We start from the raw sequence: 18,498 nt of genomic DNA on the forward strand, positions 1-18,498 counted from the left end.
CTTAGATGGTCCGCGCTGACGGATACTTCAAATTGAATGGAACAACCCCCACCCGATGAACTCGTTCCTGCTCTACAACTGACGGCGACCAGATGCCAAACAGCCCCGGTGCTACTTTCCGAAATGCGTTGAAGCGGTCGATCGCGAGTTGCTCTGGAGTGATCCATTGCTGGCCCGCTTTCGGCACGGATTGCTCGTCCTCGCAAATAATGCAATGTGCCGGCGGCGCGATACTCTCGGAATATTGGACTCCCCAAGCCTTGCACAAGAACTTTGTGCACGCCAGTTTCTCCTTCATTGAGGGTCCAGCCGGAAGGCCGGCTCGAAGCCAAGCTCTCGCTGCGCCTTCTCGGTCGAGACGTAACCGCTTGGTTCAGCGATGTTGTAGATGCCGAAATGTGCCTTCTCTATTGCCAACAAGCACGCTTTGGCCGCGGCATCCACGTGCAGTGACGGCGGTTCTCCGGCTACGTCAGTCCCGGTATTTGGTCCGTAAAGATGTCCATAGCGCAGCACGACTCCTTCGATTGGCGGTGACGAAACGGTTAGGTGCTCCAACGCAGCGACACCCGCTACCGTCGTCGCCCGTGCGCCGGACGCCTGCAGGGCCAGCGGATCTGTTTCGGAGTGCGGTTCTGGCCCCGGTGCGTACATCCACGCGATGCTCTGGTGACAAGCCGAGGCACGCCGGATTTGAGCGCGGCAGACACGAGGTTTTGAATCCCCTTCCCTGCGCATACGGGCGTTTCGTTGCGTTCCCTCAATCATTTCGCTGGGATCAAGACCGCGCGGCAGATCGGTCAACTGATGGACGACGATATCGGGCTGGACCGCCGCGATCGCGCGCGAAATCGCAGAGGCATCGAAAACATCGACAATGATTGGCTCGACACCGGAGGCGCGTAAGTGCGCTCGCTCTGCTTGACGAACGGGTTGTGCCGGCAACTTGGTGTTCGGCGGCGACCAATAGCGGAACCAGCCGCCTGCCGATGGCACCCGGTTGCTCCAGCGAGGAGTATCTTCATGCCAGCATCTCCGTCATCACCAAACAGGATTCAGCGCTCAAACGCGGCAAGAAAAGCGCCGCTACGCCGAAGGCAGCAGCGGTCGCACACACAAATGTCCAACCGGAGTACGCAAAGGCCGCGCGATCGCTCCGCTTAAGAAGAACAGGCCAGTATAGAGACCGTTAACTCGGCCGCGCGCGTTGGGTCGCAGCAGATTGACGGCGCGCCGTCCGAGCGTCTGATCGCCAATGACACCAAGGTCCAGGATAACGCCGCTCATGACCAAGAGCGCCAATGACAACACCGGCATCGCGGCTGGATCGAAACCAAACCAACCGGCGTTCTACTCAATCACCTCATCGGCGCCGCTGATTAGCGAGGCCGAAAACGCGAGTCCGAGGATTTTCGCGGCCTTCAGATTGATGATGAGCTCGACCTTCGTGACCAGCTGTACTGGCAAATCAGAGGGCTTCTCACCGTTGAGGACCCGTCCGGTATAAACGCCCGCGCGACGATGCGACTGTGCGAAATCGCCTCCATAGCTCATCAGGCCCCCTGCGGTCGGGAAGTCACGAGATTGGGTGATTGCGGGCACACCGTATCGCAGAGCGAGCGCGGCAAGCTGCCCACTACGAAACGCAAAGTAAGGGTCTGAGGTGAAGACGAGTCCACCTAACGATTGCTGAGCGGTGGCGGAGAAGACAGGTTCGAACTCTTTCTCACTGCTGGCATTCAGGACGTGCAAGCGCACTCCCAAGATTTCGGCGGCGGAACGTAGATGCTCCAATTGTGAATTAACGGTTGGACTGGTGGGGTTGGCAACCACGGCCAACTTAGTTGCTGTCGGCAGCAGTTCGTGCATCAACTCGAGCCGCTTCGGCGATACCTCCACGCTCAAGCTCGAAACGCCGGTGATATTGCCCCCCGGCCGTGACAAGCTGTCCACGACGCCCAATTGGACAGGGTCGCCCCCCATCTCAAAGACAATCCGCTTGTTCGCGGCAGAAGCCTTCGCCGCAAGGGCCACGGGAGCGCCGCCGGGGGCGACGATGACGTCCACGTTCCGGGCGGCCAGATCTGCTGCCAGGGCTGGCAATCGCTTGTACTCTCCTTCGGCCCATTGATAATCGATTTTGAGATTGCGGCCTTCAACGTAGCCAATTTCGGCGAGTCCATCGTGAAAAGCTTTAAGCCGGCTGGCGAACAGCCCAGGTGACTCCGGGCAAAGATACCCGATGACCGGCATGGCCGATCTTTGCGCATGCGACGGAAACGTCCAAGTGGCGGCACCACCGAGCCGGGCAAGAAAGTCCCGCCGACGAATCCGACCGAACGTCCTGCCGCGCCATACTGCCTCCAATCCAGTGCTGGTCATTGCACCAACCTGCATGATCTGGTCGCCTATGACTGCCGATCTGGTGACACCTCAGATAGTCGCTGCATGCGTCTTCCAACAGACATCGGGTCCCGAGCCATTCTCCGTCGGCTTAGATCCTGAACGGCGCGTCGAATGAGATTCCAAAGACGGGCATGGCCTCGTCATAGCCCTTGATTGGACGGTCTCCGAGTTCTTTCAGCGGCCGCTTCTGCTTGACGGCTTTGGCAACTTCGGTATCCATCAGGATTTCTCCGTCGGCTGCAGATGCGCACAGCCGGGCCGCGAGGTTAACCACGCTGCCAATGGCCGTGTAGTCGAACCGCCTTTCGTATCCGATCCGTCCAACGGTTGCCGAGCCGCTGGCAAGGCCTACCCCGAACCCGATATGGTACCCTCGCGCTCGCCAGCGGACGAGGAGTTCTTGCACGCTTCTCTGCATCTCTACAGCCAGATCAACGGCTCTTAACGCCGGCTGTTCGATGGGAACGGGTGCATTGACGAGAACCATCAGGCCATCGCCCGAGAAACTGATGAGTGTCGCGGCAAATGCCGTGATAGCTTTGCCGAGCGCCTCATAGTACTCCGAAAGCACGCTCATGACTTCCTCGGGTGCGACTCCAGCGGAAAATGAGGTGAAGCCTCGCAAGTCACAAAATACAACCACCACCTCGGCGCGGCGGCCCTCCAGGACGCTGTCGTCGCCCGTTCGATCGACAAGATCGGCTACTTCGGGGGCAAGGAACCGCTTGAGTCTCGCAATACGCTCCTGCTGCTCCTGTGCCAGGGCCAACTCGGCAGCCATCTTGTTGAAACTATCGGCCAGATGCTGGAGCTCATCCCCCGTCTTAATGGTGATGCGGTGATCGAAGAATCCGGCGCCGATCCGCCTCGTCCCCTCCTCGAGAAGCCGGATCGGCTCGGTCATCCGGTGCGCCAGCGCATAGGCGAGCAAGCCTGAGAAGATGGTGCCGACAAGGATGAGCTTTGCGGTTCGCCATAAGGCTTGATAGATGGGTCCGAAAGCCTCAGACAGGGGCTGTTCGACCACAACAGTCCAGTCAGGACCCTCAACGGGAGCAGCGGCAGCGGCGATAGCGTCGCCGCGCACGTCCCGGCTTGTTGCGAAGCCCACTCCCGCCCGACCGATCGCATCGCGTATTGCTTGAAAGGGCTTGGATGTCGCTTCCTCCGCGCCGCGCAGGACGAGGCTAATGTCCGGATGAGCAATAAGCCGGCCCGGTCGGTCCAGCACAAAAGCAAAGCCGGTTTTTCCCACTTGGATGGCCGATATCACGTCCCAAATCAATTTCAGGTTGATTTCAGCAACTGCCGCGCCGACCGACAGTCGGTTGCCGGAGATCGCAACGGTCAGGTATGGCTCCGAGCCTCGGTGGTAGCTCACGTCACCAAACCAGATCCGGGTCGAGCGAGCGCCCAGGACCGCTGGATCGGAGGACCGGTCAGTGCGGCTGTCAATTCTATTGAGGCCGACGCGCGAGACGTAAAGGCGTTCTCGTCCTTGATGATCGAGGAGTGCGAGACTCACGATCGCGGGGGCCTGATGGAACAAGCGCAATGCATCAGTCCGCCGCCGCTCGTCGGGGTCCTCCGTCCAGGGAAGCTGGACCAACCAACCAAGCTGATTCGTCATGCCGTCGATAAAGCCATGGATCTCGGCGGCGGCGGACTTCGCCTGAACACCAAGCACCTGATCGATCCTCGCACGTTGGTCCCGATAGCCAAGCCAAGCTTCGATGGTGCCGTTGATCGCGAGCGGAAGCGCCATCGCCATAAAAAGCACGAGCAAGTACTTCTGGAAAAGGCCGCGAAAACGTTGCCGGACCATGATACCCACCCACCTCAGCCCGATTAGGACAGAATATCCCTTCAGCGGAAACCGAGGAAAGTTCGCAGCAGCGTGATTAGTGCGTCGCGCAAGCCACTGGTGTGAGCTGCCTCACACCTCCCAGGGAGTTGTCTGTATGGCTTTTCCTCCGATCCAACTTTGATCTGTGGCCGTGACTGCTGTTGGCCCGGTAAAGTCTGGACAGGCCACTGCTTGTCGCAGCCGCATCAAAATGAGGGCTTGCCGCTCGTACGTCACCTCATGCGTCAACGCTTCTGACGTACTTGTCCGGCCTCTGCGCGGTTCGATCTGAAGACTTAGCCGGCACCAAGCGGCATCAAACAGAGTGAGAACAAGATCGGAACGAAACGCCACTTGCTGTTGACGAGCTGTTGACGGCGGCGGCTGTCGAAGCTGGCTTCTTCGCCAATTTCTCCGGCGGCGTGGCCCGGCGCTCGCGCCATCATGCGTGAGAGTGTCTTGACGTAAGCGTCTGAAATTTCCGACAGAGCGGCTAATTGAGACAGCCACGGGTTCAGAACAATCAATGACTTACTGGTCGTACCACTGGGCTTGTCTGACCGAGAATGGGCATTCGTCGCGCGATCATAGTCGTTGCAGCGCCTGATATCTGAACACGCGCTGCTCTGAGCTTCGGGGTCGATGCAATTACACGACCATCGATCAATAGGTTCAAATCGGGGACGTGCAGCCACTGCCAACATAAGACGGCTAGTCCGTTGATTCTCCTGGGTATTCGAGAATTTAAGGATACCCATCAACTCGCCGCGTAGCTCGGCGTGGACCTCGCCACGCTTCTTGCCGGGATTGAGCACGATCTCGCCGATGAGTGAGCGCAGTGCCTCGGCGGCCTCGCGCCCGCCATCCGGATCGGTGAGCGCCTCGGTGAACCGGGCCACGTTCTCGCGATAGACATTGGCGATGTTGGGATGCATGTCGGGAATGTCAGCGGGAGCCTGTGACAGGCGCGCTGTGATCTCCGCCTTCTGCCGTTCAAGTTCGTCCATCCGCGCCTTCATCGACGGCTGGTAGAGGCCATCCTCGATTGCCGCCATGATTCCGGCAACCGCCCGCTCGATCTTCTGGAGCGCACGGTGATCTGTTTCCGCCCGTGCCCGCCGGTCGTGGTTCAGCCGGTTCATCTCCTCGGCATAGGCGCGCACGGCTTCTGCGACCGCCTGAGAAGAGACGAGGCGATCCTTCAAACCCGCCAGCACCCTCGCCTCGATCTTGTCGCGCGTGATGGTGCGGTTATTCGCACAAGTCCCGCGACGATGGTGGTTGAGGCAGCCGTAGCGGTTCGGCGTCAGGATGCCGATCCTGCCGCCGCAGCATCCACAGGTGAGAAGGCCGGAAAGGAGGGAAACGGGCCGATTGGCCAGGTGCAGCCGCTTGGCCCTGCCCTCCCGCGTATTGGCCGGGTTGGGACCGAAGAGGGCCGAGATTTGCTGTTGCCGCGCCCGCGCGGCCTGCCACAGTTCATCGTCCACGATCTTGAGATGCGGCACTTCCGTCCTGATCCACTGGCTTTCCGGGTTCGGTCGTGACACGCGCTTGCCTGTCGCCGGGTCCTTGACGAAACGCTGCCTATTCCAGACCAAGACCCCGGCATAGAGTTCGTTGTTGAGGATGCCGGTGCCGCGCGAGACGTGGCCCCGGATACTGGTGTCGCCCCAGGCCCGGCCGAGCGGACCGCGAATGCCGTCCTTGTTTAGTTCGACCGCGATGGCCTTCGGGCTCTTGCCGGCGGCAAAGGCGCGGAAAATGCGCCGGACGATCCTGGCCTCCTCCACGACGATTTCGCGATCGCCCCGGATCGGCTCACCGTTGGCGTCGAGCTTCTTCACGACGTTATAGCCGTAGCAGAGGCCGCCGCCGGCCTTGCCCTTCTCCACCCGGCCGCGCAAACCGCGATGGGTCTTCAGGGCAAGATCCTTGAGAAACAGGGCATTCATGGTGCCTTTGAGGCCGACGTGAAGCTCGCTGATCTCGCCTTCGGCAAGGGTGACGATGCAGACGCCCGCGAAGCGCAGATGCTTGAACAGCGTTGCGACATCCGCCTGGTCACGAGAAATCCTGTCCAGCGCCTCGCCCAACACGACATCGAACAGACCGCGCTGCGCATCCTGCAACAACAACTGGATGCCGGGCCGCAGGATCATGCTCGCGCCCGAAATGGCGGCGTCGTGATAGGTGCTCGTGACCTTCCATCGCTCGCGCTTGGCGTGCTCTCGGCAGAGTCGAAACTGATCCTCGATCGAGCTTTCGCTCTGATTGTCGGACGAGTAGCGGGCGTAAAGCGCAACGCGGGGCATGGCAGTCTCCGTTCTCTCTAGTCCTTGCCGGCCTTGTCCTCCGCATCGTTCGCGGCTTGAAGCCTGTTGTCATTGGCAGCGCTGAGCGCCGCGAACTGTTTCCGTGCAATCCGGCGTCCGATCAGCCGGGCAATGGTCAACGTCACCTGCTCCAACTGTCGCTGCGTCTTGTGATCCGCTTTGTTCGCTGCATCCTCCGGACCTTGATTGTCGTTGGCTGGTCTGATGTCGTCCAGCTCCGGTTCTGTGTCATCTGCCATGCCGTCGCTCGCCCGATTGGTGGAGTCAAATGAGCATCAAGCGGCGGCGAGTTCAGGAGGAGAAGACCAAAAATCCTGCCATCGTACGGGAGCGCGCAAATACCTGCGAACGGCGCATTGGCGTAGATGTCGAACGCATCACACGGCTTGCAAAGCCTTCTGCACTGCTTTCGGGGCGTGCTTGATCGCGAGGAGATAAGCGCGTGTAGGCCTTTCCGGTTGTCGCGAGCCTTGTTCCTAATGGCACAGCGTATTGACGCTGAATCCGAAGCGACCTGCGAACTCTTCATGCGTCATGTCCAGGCCCACCCGGATTGCCTTCACGTCGATCTTGTTCTTCGGCCTTTTGTGGAGCCGAGATGTGGCACGATGGTCGTAGGTCGGAGATATCCGTTCCCACCGCTTCCGTCTGACGGTGCCTTAGCGGTTCGACCAGGACTTCGTTTCCACATCCCGCTCGTAGGAAGGCGCGCAATCGTTATCGAGGATCAACACCACGATGCGGAATAGCGAGACCAGCGGCCGCACAAATCGCGCGTTCAGTCGAGAGCAGCAGCAGCCGGTAGCCATCCTCCTCGTAAAGGGGGTACTGGCGAACTTCGTAACACTCGCGCACATACTTTAACGCCGCGGCCGCTCCTTTGAGGCTTCCCGGCACGATGCCGGCGAGCTGACGCGAGGCCTTCATCTCAGCCCGACCGAGTGCGCCTTCAGCCTCGCAGAGGCCACTTAACTTGGCCTCCAGCTCGGCCCGCCTGCCGCAGGGCGCACGGCGCAGCTCGCGCTCGGCAGCATCCTGCTCGGCGAGCAGGCGCCCCAGCTCCTCGAAGACTCGGCAGTGGCCTTCGATGGCATCGAGGACCGGGTCGCGCGCGGTCGAAATGCCAACACTTTCAGCCCATGAGGGAGTGATGATTCCGGTCAGGATGGCGGCGCTGCCGGTGACGAACTGCCGGCGCCGAACGGTCGGGCCGGCAGGAAAGATTAAACGACTCGTGGTATAGGCAGAATCAGCCTGAGACATGGGTATCTCCATGTTGAGGGTTAGGCTCGCGCAGGTGTTCCTGCATCTGTGCGGGCCGCTTGCCTGGCCTGTAGCAGCCAGTGCCGCGAATCGAATCACGGCCGATTCGTTACGTCAATGGATATCCGGTTTTCACCCACGGCCAGGCCGTGTACCCATCAACCCGGCGGCGTGATGCAACTAATGCAATGTCTGCTTTGCCCCTATAGCGACCGACTTCGTGCGGCAGCGCAATATGTCGCGATGGGTCACGTGTGGACGGCTCCAGGTTGGCAAGAAGAATCTTCACTTTGCAGCAATGGTCGGAGCAGCCATGTGTTCGGCCTGTTTGCGCGGTACTCATGACCGCTGGCCATAATGCCCTCCGCGGATCAGGTCCCTATCACAAGCACGCATTCGAAGATGCTTTGGCCCGATGTGGGTTGTCCTGATCGCCGGATCGACCGGCGCTGCATTAAGTGCTGTTCGTCCTTCCAACCGTTACGTCACACCGGCACGTCCGGCTGTGATCTCGTTACGCCGTGAGAGCGGCGGGTTCCTTGTAGCATTCGTTCCTGGCCATCATGGCCCAAGCCATCCTGGCGAGCTTGTTCGCGAGCGCGATGGCAGCGACCTTGGTGGGTCGCCGCGCCAACAATCCAGTGAGCCAGGGTCGATGCGCTGTGCCGTGGATCTTGGCATAGCGGATCACGGCGAGCGCGCCAGCCGTGAACAGGCTGCGCAAATAGCGATCGCCTTGTTTGCTGATACTGCCAAGCTTGTCTTTACCCCCACTCGAGTTCTGCTTAGGCACGAGCCCAACCCAGGCCGAGAAATCCCGTCCCGATCGGAAGACTCTTGGGTCAGCAATGCTAGCGACCAGCGCTGTGGCCAGCGCTGGGCCGACGCCAGGGATCGCATCCAGTCGCTTGCTCGTCGCGTTTGATCGATGCCAGGCGATGATGCGCCTGTCGAACTCCAGTATCTGGGCCTTTAGTGCTCGCAACTGACTGCCGAGAGCAGCAAGACACACACGGGCCACTTCCGGGAGCCGGCGGTCGGCTGGATCAGCGACGACTTCTAACAGTTGCTCGACGCCCCTACGCCCGACTGGGGCCACGACCCCGAACTCGGCAAGATACGCGCGGATTGAGTTGATGACCGCAGTCTGCTGGCGAATGAAGAGATGGCGCGCGCGATGAAGCATCAGACAGCTCTGTTGCTCGACCGTTTTGGTCGGCACGAACCGCATGTTTGGCCTCGTGGCCGCTTCGCAAATCGCCTCAGCGTCCGTGATGTCGTTCTTCTGCCGCTTGACGTAGGGCTTCACATACGCCGGCGGCATCAATCGCACCGTATGCCCTAACGCCTGCAGCTCACGGGACCAGTGGTGCGACGAGGCGCACGCCTCGATGCCAACTAGGCATGGCGGCAGTCCCTGAAAGAATGCCACGACGTATCTTCGCTTCAACTGCCGGCGCAGGACCACTTGGCCTGCCGCGTCAACGCCATGCACCTGAAAGACCGACTTGGCGATATCGAGACCGATTGTCGAAATCGACTGCATAGCTGGCTCCTCCGAATCGTGGGAGCCTTAAGCGGCGCCCCACATCTTGGCACTCTCGTGCCGGTGGAGGAGCCGTCCACAGCATCACAAGCGGCCTATCGGTCCTCGGATTGCAGACTTCCGGTCGTGCCCCGGCAGCGGACATCTTCGGCTGCGCTGGGAGGGTCCGGAACGGGCGGTACAAATGCACCCTGCTCATTCGGGCAACCCCGCCTTCCGAAGCCCCTCAATCAACAGCTTGACGTGTGATCGCCTGACCCGACCCATCCTCGTGGATATTGTGAAGGTGGGATCGATCTCAAGCAGGCGCGCCGCCGCCTTACGCGCCTCAGCATCGCGTCCGACATGGGCGAAAGCGGACGCCAGACAACGGTACGCTGCAGCATAGGCGGGGTTCTGACGTTGGGCTTTCTTCCCTGCAACGATGGCCTCGTCAAACCGACCAAGCTCAATAAGGGCTGCCCCCAACCCAACAACCGTCAAGTGTAGCAGCGGGTCTACCGGGCTCATGCGAATAGCACGCTCAAAGCTCCAGACTGCTTCCTCGGGCAGCCCCGATATTTCAAAGACCCAGCCCCTGTTGAACCATGCGATGAATGAGTTGGGGTTGAGCGCGACCGCCCGGTCCGCCATTTCAATTTCACTTTCACTGTCGCCGACCATGAACGCCGAGATGCCGGCAGCACATGCCAACGTGTCAGGATCGCTATCGTCGATGCTCAAGGCCAAGCGAGAAAGGCGAATCGCTTCCTTCCGCTCGAATTGGGGATCGACAGCGTAACCCCGGATGACCTTTTGCATGTGACAGAGACCTGCCAGAGCGGCGACAAAGCCGAACTGAGGGTCCAACTCCAAAGCGCGATGAGCCAGCCTTGTCGCCTCGGCCAACCCTTCGCGGGTCGTTAGGCAATACTGCTGCATGGCCCGGAGATAACAATCATATGCGTTGAGGTTCTCCGGTCGCCGCCGCGTCGCCATTGCAATTTCTGTTTGAAGCAATCTTGGATGAATGGCTGAGACAACGGCGGTCGTGACTTCGTCCTGGAGAGCGAAAACGTCTGTTAGGTCACGCTCGAACCTGTCCGCCCAAATGTGCGCGCCGGTCAGTGCATCGATCAACTGCCCTGTGATTCGAACTTTCCCCGATGCCTTGCGCACAGACCCCTCAAGGACGTAGCGCACGCCAAGCCGGCGTCCGACCTCCTTCACATCGGCGGCTTTGCCTTTGAACGTAAAGCTCGAATTGCGGGCGACGACGAATAGCCATTTGAAGCGCGAAAGCGCTGTTGTGATCTCTTCCACCATCCCATCCGCAAAATACTCCTGCTCGGGATCGTTGCTCATGTTCTCAAACGGCAGCACAGCGATGGAAGGCTTGTCCGGTAGCGGCGGAGCCACACTCAGCCTATCGAGCAGCGCACTATATCCCTCCGCGCATACAGCGTAAGCGCGGACAGGCTTGGAGATGTTCTTGAGCTGCTGCTCGCCGCGGTCCTCGAGAACTGCGTCCAGCTTGCCTTCGATCTCGTCGTACACCTTTTCGGAAATCAGGATGCCGCCCGGATCGGCGATGCCCTCCAACCTGACCGCAATGTTGATTCCATCGCCATAGAGGTCACCGTCCTGCCCAACGATAACGTCACCAAGGTTGATCCCGACGCGTAACCTTAAGGGACCAGCTCCCGTGGCGAGATGATCCTGTATCTCAACCGCACATCTCGTGGCGGCTAAAGGACTGGCAAACTCGGCATGCGCTCCATCGCCCGTTGTCTTGATAAGTCGCCCTTCGTGGCGGGCGAGGCTGGGCTCGATCAATTCTCGCTTGAGCCGCTCGAACTCGGCATAGGTTGCTTCCTCCTCGCGTTCCATGAGCGCGGAATAGCCAACCACGTCAGCGGCCAAGATCGCCGCTAATCGCCTTTGAACCCGCTGCTCGGTCACGGTAACCTCTAAACCGCCAGACTAACCACGCCAGAGGGACGAAAAAGTCTAGCATTTTGTTGCGCACTTGTGGGCGGTAATTGCGGGAGGGCCCATCTGTCACAGCTTGCAGTTTCCCCTCGCGACGACGGGCAAAGCCTTCGAGCTTGGGGCGACGTTAAAAGCAGTGGCCCAGCGTCGACGGCTAGGATCTTTGCGTTGCGGGAAGTCGGCTGCGGGTCACATTCGGAATAACTCAGGTGGAGCATATCGAGCCCGCTTCGCCCCAAGGAGCGGACATCTGGCGGACACGCGCGATCGGCAGCTTCGGGCCAACAGCGTGCAAGGCCATTTAACATTGCGACCCGGTCAGGTTTGTGGGTGCCTGACCAGATGGCTGTCGCACCCGCGAATTTATTCTCTAACGAAGATGTGAGACTTAATCTTCCACTCTCCGTCGGGTTGGCGTTCAAGCAGTCTCACCGTGCTACCAGAAATTGGCGTCGCCTTCTCATTCGCCATTGACGTGGCCGTGAAACGGGAGGTGGTGTAAGCGTAGTTCCCGATGGGCAAGACATCGACCAGCTCAATCTTGTGATTTCTGACGCTCCTTCCCCGCCCCGCAAAGAAATCACGGATTGCCAAAGGACCGGTGACGGGCTGCGCACCAGGCGGCATTAATCTGCCGTCAGCGGCATACAATGGAAGTAGGGCATCGAAGTCTGCGTTGTTGATGGCGGCATCCCACTTGGCAGCTACCGCGGAAATTTCGTCGGCAAGCGGGTCTGCCCCCGCATGACCGACGCAAGCACAAGTCAAGCTCAACAGCGCGGCGTATGGAAGAAGAGAAGGGCGGCTCATCTTTGCCTCCTTAGCTGAGATGCTTAGCTTTAGCCGAGGTGCTTAGCGCATGAGCGCATTCGCAGACGCTACCGCTGAGGGAAGCTGGGCCACTAGTCCACAAAGTGGACTGGAGAGAATGGGGTCAGCTGGCTTGGACTCGATCTGCTACCGCAGGCGCCTCATTGGCATACTTGCTCCGTGGAAACCAAGTGCGCATGCTGTTCACAAGATGCTTAGGACCATCGATCTCGATTTTGCCGAGCTCACGCGCCCGTAGCAGCGGCATCTCGCCAATGAAAATCTGCACAAGCGTCAGCAGACTCGCGTAGAGGCTGATATCGACCTCGAAGCCGGGATCATCCCAGCAGAGATCGGCTTCCTCCTTCTTCACAACAAACCACCAGCGCTTCGGCCGAGCGTCCGCAATCTCGACGTACAGCACGAAGTCGCATGGAATGTGCTTTAGTTCGAACGAACGGCGCATATTCCACATGAGCCGGCCCGCGTGCAGTTCGTTGGGCGTGAGCTGGCTGCGCGCCCACCTGTGGCCCCAATAGCCCAATGCATCGATAATTGGCCGGGCTTCTCTGGCCGCTTGGGTTGGATGGTACTCCCAATGCCCATTATCGCCTGATTGGCGTGAGATTAGCCCGGCCTTTTCTAGCGTTTGAAGGCGCTTGGAGAGGAGGGTCGGCGACATCTGGGGTATGCCGCGGCGAAGCTGGTTGAAGTGGCAGGATCCTAGCAACAGCTCGCGGAGCACGAGCGGCGTCCACCGCTCTGTGAGAATCTCCGCAGCTTTGGCTACGGGGCAAAATGATCCATAGCCTTTCATGACGAGAACATTAACATCACGAGAGCCACCAAGGTAGTCCAGTTTCTGGACCAAAGTGCCTATGGGCGTGCAGATAGAAGCCTAAGGCGGGCCGCTCTCTTTTGGAGGGCATCTGAACGTGATACGGTTGTAATACCTGTCCGGTATATTGGTGTTCTTATGAAGCGCGTCGGATGGTTCGGTGCAGCACTCGGCTTCCTCCTGCTTAGCGGCTCTACCTATGTCGCCGTTAGTCTGCCGAAGGTGCCGCCTGAGGCGATCCAATCTTCAGTCGATCACAGGCCAGAACTGATTAATCGCGCATGGCAGCTTCCGGTCGCGACCACATTTAAGACGGAGGTCAGGTGGCAATCGAATGGCTCGCGCTGTGGTCCGGCTAGTATCGCCAATGCGTTTCGTTCCCTCGGCGAGAACGAGACAACTGAGGCTGAAGTGCTCGAAGGTACGGGTAAGTGTTGGACAGGCATTTGCTTTCTGGGGCTTACACTCGACGAGCTTGCGGATATCGCGCGAAGCAAAACCCATCGAGGCGTCACCGTGCTTCGTAATTTAACGGGTGAAGAATTCCGCGAGCATATGAAGCGCAGTAACGACCCCAGCCGCCGCTACATCATCAATTTTTCCCGCGAGAAGATTTTTGGCGCTGGGGTTGGCCACTTTTCACCGATCGGAGGGTATTTGGAAGCCGAAGATTTGGTGTTCGTCCTTGATGTGAATGAACGTTACAAGCCTTGGCTGATCCAGCGTCAGCGACTGTTCGCCGCGATGGACACTCTCGATGACAACAAGAAACGCGGACTGCTTCTCATCGAAGATCACTAGTGACACCTCTCGCTACGTTTGCGAAACACTTGGCTTGAGCATTTTCGGTCCGCTGACCTCCAGGGAGCAGACCTCAAAGCGGCGGGCCGCCACTTCGCTGATGGGGCCAATTCCGGAAGTCCCTCGTTAGCAAGCATGACGCGCCTCGCGGTCGCAGCCACGGTTGTGCGTGGTAACTTTCACCACAACAACGAGTTGGCGCTAGGGATAGGCGGCGACCGGTTGGTTTACGGAGTCGTGCGTCGTTGGCCTCAGCGAGGCTCAAGTCTTCGCTTCTCCCGTTACCGCTGCCCAAGGTCTGGCCGGGGAATCGCGGTCGAGGTCGGTTCTGTGCTAGTATGATTGGGCTGAGCCATCGCGAGGGAGCCCATGAGGTGTCCGAGTTGCGGGGCCGAGACGAAGGCGGGGAATAGGTTCTGTATCAAATGCGGAGCACCGCTTGCGCCAATTTGCGCCGCTTGTGGTGCGCTGAACGAGCCAAGCGCCAAATTCTGCGGCCAATGTGGCATGGGGCTAGCGTGGGATGTTCGAGCAAGTGCCCTTGCCACGGAGAAGCTGCCGGACATCGAACTGTCTCGGCAAGTTGCGGAACGCCGGCACCTGACCGTCATGTTTTGCGATATGGCCGGTTCGACGTCGCTTTCGACTCGCCTCGATCCTGAGGACCTGAGCGAGGTCATCCGGGGATTTCAGGACGCGTGCGTCCAGGCGATCCGTCGATTTGACGGCTTCATCGCAAGGTTCATGGGCGACGGCGTGCTGGCTTATTTCGGCTATCCGAGGGCTCATGAAGACGATGCCGAACGCGCGGTCAGAGCGGGACTCGCGGTCGTCGACGTTATCAGCCGGCTGATGCTGCCGACCAAGGTGCGGCTAGAGGTCCGAGTGGGCATTGGCACGGGTCTCGTGGTGGTCGGCGAGACGGTAGGCGATGGTTCGTCTCAGGAGCAGGTTGTCATTGGCGAGACGCCGAACCTTGCAGCCCGTCTCCAGGTCCTTGCCGAGCCGAACAGTGTTGTCATCGCCGACGCAACGAGACAGCTGCTCGGCAGATTGTTCGACCTCGAGGATCTTGGCCTGCGGTTTCTCAAGGGAATGCCCAATCCAATTCCGTCGTGGCGGGTCGTTAGCGAGCGCGCGGCCGAAAGTCGCTTCGAGGCTGGGCAGGGTCAACGTGCGACCGGTTTTTTTGGCCGCGAACGCGAGGTCGATCTTCTGGTGGACCGCTGGGTCCAGGCGCAAAATGGCGAAGGCCAAGTCATCCTCTTGTCCGGCGAGGCCGGGATCGGTAAATCGCGGATCGTCGCGGAGCTCCGGCAGAAAATCGTCGACGACGACCACACGCGCATCCTGTATCAGTGCTCGCCTCATCATACGAATAGTCCGCTTTATCCCGTGATTTCCCAACTCGAGCGCGCGGCCGGGATCGCGCCTAACGACCCCGCTGAGGCCAAGCTCGACAAATTGGAACAGGTTCTAAGACGTTCGTTCCCGACGATCGATCATGTTGCGCCACTCTTCGCAACGCTCTTGTCGCTGCCATTCGAGGGCCGGTACGCAGCACTCAACCTCACGCCCCGAGAGCAGAAGGAGTGCACTTTGCTAGCGCTAAACGAACTGCTAGGCGGCCTCGCGCGGCACCGCCCCGTGCTATTCATCCTGGAAGATGCACACTGGATTGATCCGACGACCCTTGATCTGTTTATGCGGACCATCGACCGGCTGCAGCGCTGGCCGGTCCTGCTGATCGTCACGTTCCGCCCCGAGTTCGAAGTGCCGTGGAGCCACTATTCTAATGTGACTGCGCTCGCTTTGAATCGGCTGGAGCGGAGCCATGTCGCGGAGATGATCGACAGATTGACGGATGGCAAGGTGCTGCCGGCCGATCTCCGCGACGAGATCACCGCGAAGACGGACGGTGTGCCGCTGTTCGTGGAAGAGCTCACTAAGGCAATCCTGGGATCAGGGCTCCTCAAGGAAGCTGCCGACCGCTATGTTCTGCACGGCCCACTGCCTCCTCTTGCGATTCCAGCAACGCTGCACGACAGCCTGTTGGCCAGGCTCGACCGCCTAGCGCCGGTGAGGGAGATCGCCCAGATCGGGGCCGTCATTGGAAGAGAGTTTTCCTACCAGCTGCTGGACGCCGTGGCGCCGGTTCACGACGAGATGCTGGCGGATGCACTCAACCAGCTTAGCAAGGCGGAACTGATTTTTCCCAAGGGCGGGCTCCCCGAAACGACCTACATCTTCAAGCATGCACTCGTGCAGGATGCTGCCTATCGAAGCCTCCTGCGCTCAACGCGTCGACATTTCCACGGCCGCATCGCCCAAGCGATCACGGAGCTGATGCCCCAAATCGTTGAGACCCAACCCGAACTATTAGCCCATCACTATGCGCAGGCTGGGCTCATCGATGATGCCATTGCTCATGGCCTGAGGGCTGGACGGCGCTCTGCGGCGCGCTCCGCCAACGAAGAGGCGATCACGCACTACACCAAAGCACTCGAGTTGCTGGGGACAAAATCGGCTGGAGGAGTGGAGCGAGATCGGCAGGAGCTCGAGCTGCTGATCGCGCTCGGCGTGCCGACGATCGCAGCGCGCGGCTACATGGCGGCCGACGTCGAAAGGATCTACGGCCGGGCGCGCGACCTGTGCGACAGCGTGACTGAGACACCGCATCGCTTTACCGTGCTGCGCGGCCTCTGGAATAGCGCATTCTTGCGAAAACCGCTTCCGAAAGCGCAGGCGCTGAGTGCCGAATTGTTGGCTCTGGCAGATGCGCAAGGTGATCAGACGGGTCGGGCGCTTGCCCATCGGGCGCAAGGCTGCGCCCGGTTTTTTTCCGGTGAATTTGTGTCCGGTTGGGAAAGCTTTCGCCAGGCCATCGAGCTCTGGGATGTTGACAACGCGCGCGCCGAGATCCACGTTTACGGTGAGGATCCGAGCGTGCTCTGCCGCGCGTATGGCTCGTGGCTAACATGGTTCCTCGGCTATCCGGACAAATCGAGCGTACTGATCAGCAAAGCGTTGGCGGATGCCGAGCGGCTGTCCAACCCTTTCATTTACGCCATGACCCTCGGCCTCGCATCCGCGCTACATGTTTATCGTAACGAATTTTCAGAAGCCTTGGAGCGCGCCGACGCCTGTTCAGCTACCTGCGCTGCGTACGGTTTCCCGCAGTGGACGGCCTACGCCATGATCATGAGAGGCCGAGCTCGCGCGGCGCTGGGTCGAGCCACTGACGGCATCGCCGAGATGGAACAAGGCTGGGCCGATTGGCGGGCATTGGGCGCCGAGCTCGCTACGACGCAAATGAGCGTCGGGCTAGCGGATGCGTGTGCGAAGGCGGGTCGCATCGCGGCGGGTCTCGATCATATCAAGGTCGCGGCAGAGCATGCGCGCACGTTCCACGAAAGGCTTCTCGAAGCCGAGATCCATAGGGTGCGCGGTGAACTGCTGCTGGAGAGGGCGGCGACGGGGCATGCGGAGGCGTGCCTTCGCCGCTTCTTGGAGATAGCCCGAAGCCAAAAAACTAAATCTCTGGAACTGCGGACAGCCCTAGTCTTGGCCCGACTCTGGCAACACCAGGACCGGCGAGAAGCGGCGTACGACCTGCTCGCGCCGATATACGGCTGGTTTAGCGAGGGCTTTAACTGCCCGGATCTGCGAGACGCGAGGGCGTTGCTGGATGATCTGGTACGAATGAAAGTCGTGCAACCTATCATCCCACCCGTCAGGCCACATGGATGACGGCTTCTCGTTTGTTGTTCGCTTCGATAGCGAATTCCTGCACGAGACCCGCTCTCATTGCGGACAAAGCACAGCAAAATGCGGGTGGTGAATGCGGAATATTGAGCGGCTAGATGTCTGCATCGGGTCAGGAGCGGCCCATCAGCTCTCCGGCCACTCACTTCCGGTTGACTCCTGAGAGCGGACGTCCTCTGCGCCTTATCGCAAGGTCCGAGAAGGGCCAAGAGCCGAAGTAGGCAAGGGACTGTTGCGATCAACTGAGACGGAACAGCAACAGCTTTCTCGCCCGGCCGATGATTGACTTAAGCACGGGCATCATTCGGATCACCCAATCTGGTGTTCCGACATGACGAAGCATATCGACTTCGCCACTGTTGCTACGCTCGATTACGCGATCATCTTGAAAGTATTCCGGATGAGCGGGATACCAACCGAGATATTGTTCAATGTTCTGCTGCAGCTTCAAGCCGTCTGGCAATCGTACTGCAAAAGACAACTCTCTACGAAAGCAAACTGCCTCGATACGGGCTCGTTGATTTTCAGCGTAGCCGACCCCAAGCCGTTCCAACCGGGCGTGAGTGGCTTCGTGGACGATGGCCGAAGCGATCTGCTCAATGCTTGTTTCTGGATCAGCGAGAAATCTCTCGTCGAGCACGCAAGCCCTCAGCGAATGGTTATAACTCGCCAGTCCGTCAGCCAGTAGGTAAACCCAAACGCGGTGCAGGTCTCTAAGAACACGAGAATGATGAAGCGGACTTTGCTCTCGTAGCAGTGCAAGCGCTCGTTCGACGTGAGACAAATACTCTGGCGTTCTGTAAGATCCGATCCAGAGCCCATCAACTGTTCGGCTGTACGAGATAGCCAGCAAGAAGCGGTCGACGATGCCCGGTCGGACCTTGGTAGAGTTCTGGCGTTCTTTACGCATCGTTAA

14 protein-coding genes and 1 pseudogene are annotated in these 18,498 nt (G+C 59.6%); 3 read left to right on the top strand and 12 right to left on the bottom strand.

Annotated features, from left to right (window positions below; translation table 11 throughout):
* Position 1 precedes the first annotated feature (1 nt).
* From P6U24_RS23275 to P6U24_RS23325, 11 genes are all read right to left on the bottom strand, one after another.
* Complete coding sequence (locus tag P6U24_RS23275) at positions 2–298, bottom strand: hypothetical protein (RefSeq protein ID WP_407154831.1); 297 nt, start codon at positions 296–298, stop codon at positions 2–4.
* Positions 295–996: a dTDP-glucose 4,6-dehydratase gene (locus tag P6U24_RS23280; RefSeq protein WP_407154832.1), complete on the bottom strand. Its 702-nt coding sequence runs from the start codon at positions 994–996 to the stop codon at positions 295–297. Before P6U24_RS23280 ends, P6U24_RS23275 begins: the two co-directional genes overlap by 4 nt.
* Before the next feature lie 354 nt (positions 997–1,350).
* On the bottom strand, positions 1,351–2,382 hold the full coding sequence (locus tag P6U24_RS23285; RefSeq protein ID WP_407154833.1) for an ABC transporter substrate-binding protein: 1,032 nt from the start codon (positions 2,380–2,382) through the stop codon (positions 1,351–1,353).
* A 112-nt stretch (positions 2,383–2,494) separates the two neighbouring features.
* Positions 2,495–4,231 (bottom strand): adenylate/guanylate cyclase domain-containing protein, encoded by a 1,737-nt coding sequence (locus P6U24_RS23290; RefSeq protein WP_407154834.1) that lies wholly within the window; start codon positions 4,229–4,231, stop codon positions 2,495–2,497.
* Positions 4,232–4,548: 317 nt separating this feature from the next.
* On the bottom strand, positions 4,549–6,567 hold the full coding sequence (locus P6U24_RS23295; protein ID WP_407154835.1) for a recombinase family protein: 2,019 nt from the start codon (positions 6,565–6,567) through the stop codon (positions 4,549–4,551).
* Between the two features lie 17 nt (positions 6,568–6,584).
* Complete coding sequence (locus P6U24_RS23300; protein WP_407154836.1) at positions 6,585–6,827, bottom strand: hypothetical protein; 243 nt, start codon at positions 6,825–6,827, stop codon at positions 6,585–6,587.
* Between the two features lie 478 nt (positions 6,828–7,305).
* Positions 7,306–7,851: a hypothetical protein gene (locus P6U24_RS23305; protein WP_407154837.1), complete on the bottom strand. Its 546-nt coding sequence runs from the start codon at positions 7,849–7,851 to the stop codon at positions 7,306–7,308.
* Between the two features lie 514 nt (positions 7,852–8,365).
* Positions 8,366–9,397: an IS110 family transposase gene (locus P6U24_RS23310; protein ID WP_407154838.1), complete on the bottom strand. Its 1,032-nt coding sequence runs from the start codon at positions 9,395–9,397 to the stop codon at positions 8,366–8,368.
* 195 nt (positions 9,398–9,592) lie between these two features.
* Positions 9,593–11,338 carry a tetratricopeptide repeat protein gene (locus P6U24_RS23315; protein WP_407154839.1) on the bottom strand — a complete coding sequence of 582 codons (1,746 nt, stop codon included), beginning with the start codon at positions 11,336–11,338 and terminating at the stop codon, positions 9,593–9,595.
* A 393-nt stretch (positions 11,339–11,731) separates the two neighbouring features.
* On the bottom strand, positions 11,732–12,178 hold the full coding sequence (locus P6U24_RS23320) for a YybH family protein (protein ID WP_407154840.1): 447 nt from the start codon (positions 12,176–12,178) through the stop codon (positions 11,732–11,734).
* 124 nt (positions 12,179–12,302) lie between these two features.
* Positions 12,303–12,995: a winged helix-turn-helix transcriptional regulator gene (locus tag P6U24_RS23325; protein WP_407154841.1), complete on the bottom strand. Its 693-nt coding sequence runs from the start codon at positions 12,993–12,995 to the stop codon at positions 12,303–12,305.
* Positions 12,996–13,154: 159 nt separating this feature from the next.
* Here P6U24_RS23325 and P6U24_RS23330 point away from each other — a divergent pair, with 159 nt between their 5' ends.
* The 3 genes and pseudogenes from P6U24_RS23330 (at position 13,155) to P6U24_RS23340 (ending at position 17,567) form a co-directional block, all read left to right on the top strand.
* The gene (locus P6U24_RS23330) at positions 13,155–13,817 is read left to right on the top strand and encodes a phytochelatin synthase family protein (protein ID WP_407154842.1); all 663 of its coding nucleotides are present in this window, start codon (positions 13,155–13,157) and stop codon (positions 13,815–13,817) included.
* A gap of 369 nt (positions 13,818–14,186) precedes the next feature.
* A pseudogene (locus P6U24_RS23335) lies at positions 14,187–14,264 on the top strand (zinc-ribbon domain-containing protein); the annotation flags it as partial.
* Positions 14,265–14,438: 174 nt separating this feature from the next.
* Positions 14,439–17,567: an ATP-binding protein gene (locus P6U24_RS23340; protein WP_407160560.1), complete on the top strand. Its 3,129-nt coding sequence runs from the start codon at positions 14,439–14,441 to the stop codon at positions 17,565–17,567.
* Between the two features lie 253 nt (positions 17,568–17,820).
* On the opposite strand, the gene P6U24_RS23345 is transcribed toward P6U24_RS23340, so the two are convergent.
* A complete protein-coding gene (locus P6U24_RS23345; protein ID WP_407154843.1) occupies positions 17,821–18,492 on the bottom strand; it encodes a hypothetical protein in 672 nt (223 codons plus the stop codon).
* Between the last annotated feature and the right edge of the window lie 6 nt (positions 18,493–18,498).

This window comes from Bradyrhizobium sp. STM 3557 (genome assembly GCF_045571465.1).
GTDB lineage: Bacteria > Pseudomonadota > Alphaproteobacteria > Rhizobiales > Xanthobacteraceae > Bradyrhizobium.

Excerpts from the sequence above, each read along its gene's own strand:
- P6U24_RS23275 (WP_407154831.1), bottom strand. The coding sequence starts at position 298 with ATGAAGGAGAAACTGGCGTGCACAAAGTTCTTGTGCAAGGCTTGGGGA.
- P6U24_RS23285 (WP_407154833.1), bottom strand. The coding sequence starts at position 2,382 with ATGACCAGCACTGGATTGGAGGCAGTATGGCGCGGCAGGACGTTCGGT.
- P6U24_RS23290 (WP_407154834.1), bottom strand. The coding sequence starts at position 4,231 with ATGGTCCGGCAACGTTTTCGCGGCCTTTTCCAGAAGTACTTGCTCGTG.
- P6U24_RS23295 (WP_407154835.1), bottom strand. The coding sequence starts at position 6,567 with ATGCCCCGCGTTGCGCTTTACGCCCGCTACTCGTCCGACAATCAGAGC.
- P6U24_RS23300 (WP_407154836.1), bottom strand. The coding sequence starts at position 6,827 with ATGGCAGATGACACAGAACCGGAGCTGGACGACATCAGACCAGCCAAC.
- P6U24_RS23305 (WP_407154837.1), bottom strand. The coding sequence starts at position 7,851 with ATGTCTCAGGCTGATTCTGCCTATACCACGAGTCGTTTAATCTTTCCT.
- P6U24_RS23310 (WP_407154838.1), bottom strand. The coding sequence starts at position 9,397 with ATGCAGTCGATTTCGACAATCGGTCTCGATATCGCCAAGTCGGTCTTT.
- P6U24_RS23320 (WP_407154840.1), bottom strand. The coding sequence starts at position 12,178 with ATGAGCCGCCCTTCTCTTCTTCCATACGCCGCGCTGTTGAGCTTGACT.
- P6U24_RS23325 (WP_407154841.1), bottom strand. The coding sequence starts at position 12,995 with ATGAAAGGCTATGGATCATTTTGCCCCGTAGCCAAAGCTGCGGAGATT.
- P6U24_RS23330 (WP_407154842.1), top strand. The coding sequence starts at position 13,155 with ATGAAGCGCGTCGGATGGTTCGGTGCAGCACTCGGCTTCCTCCTGCTT.
- P6U24_RS23340 (WP_407160560.1), top strand. The coding sequence starts at position 14,439 with ATGGCCGGTTCGACGTCGCTTTCGACTCGCCTCGATCCTGAGGACCTG.
- P6U24_RS23345 (WP_407154843.1), bottom strand. The coding sequence starts at position 18,492 with ATGCGTAAAGAACGCCAGAACTCTACCAAGGTCCGACCGGGCATCGTC.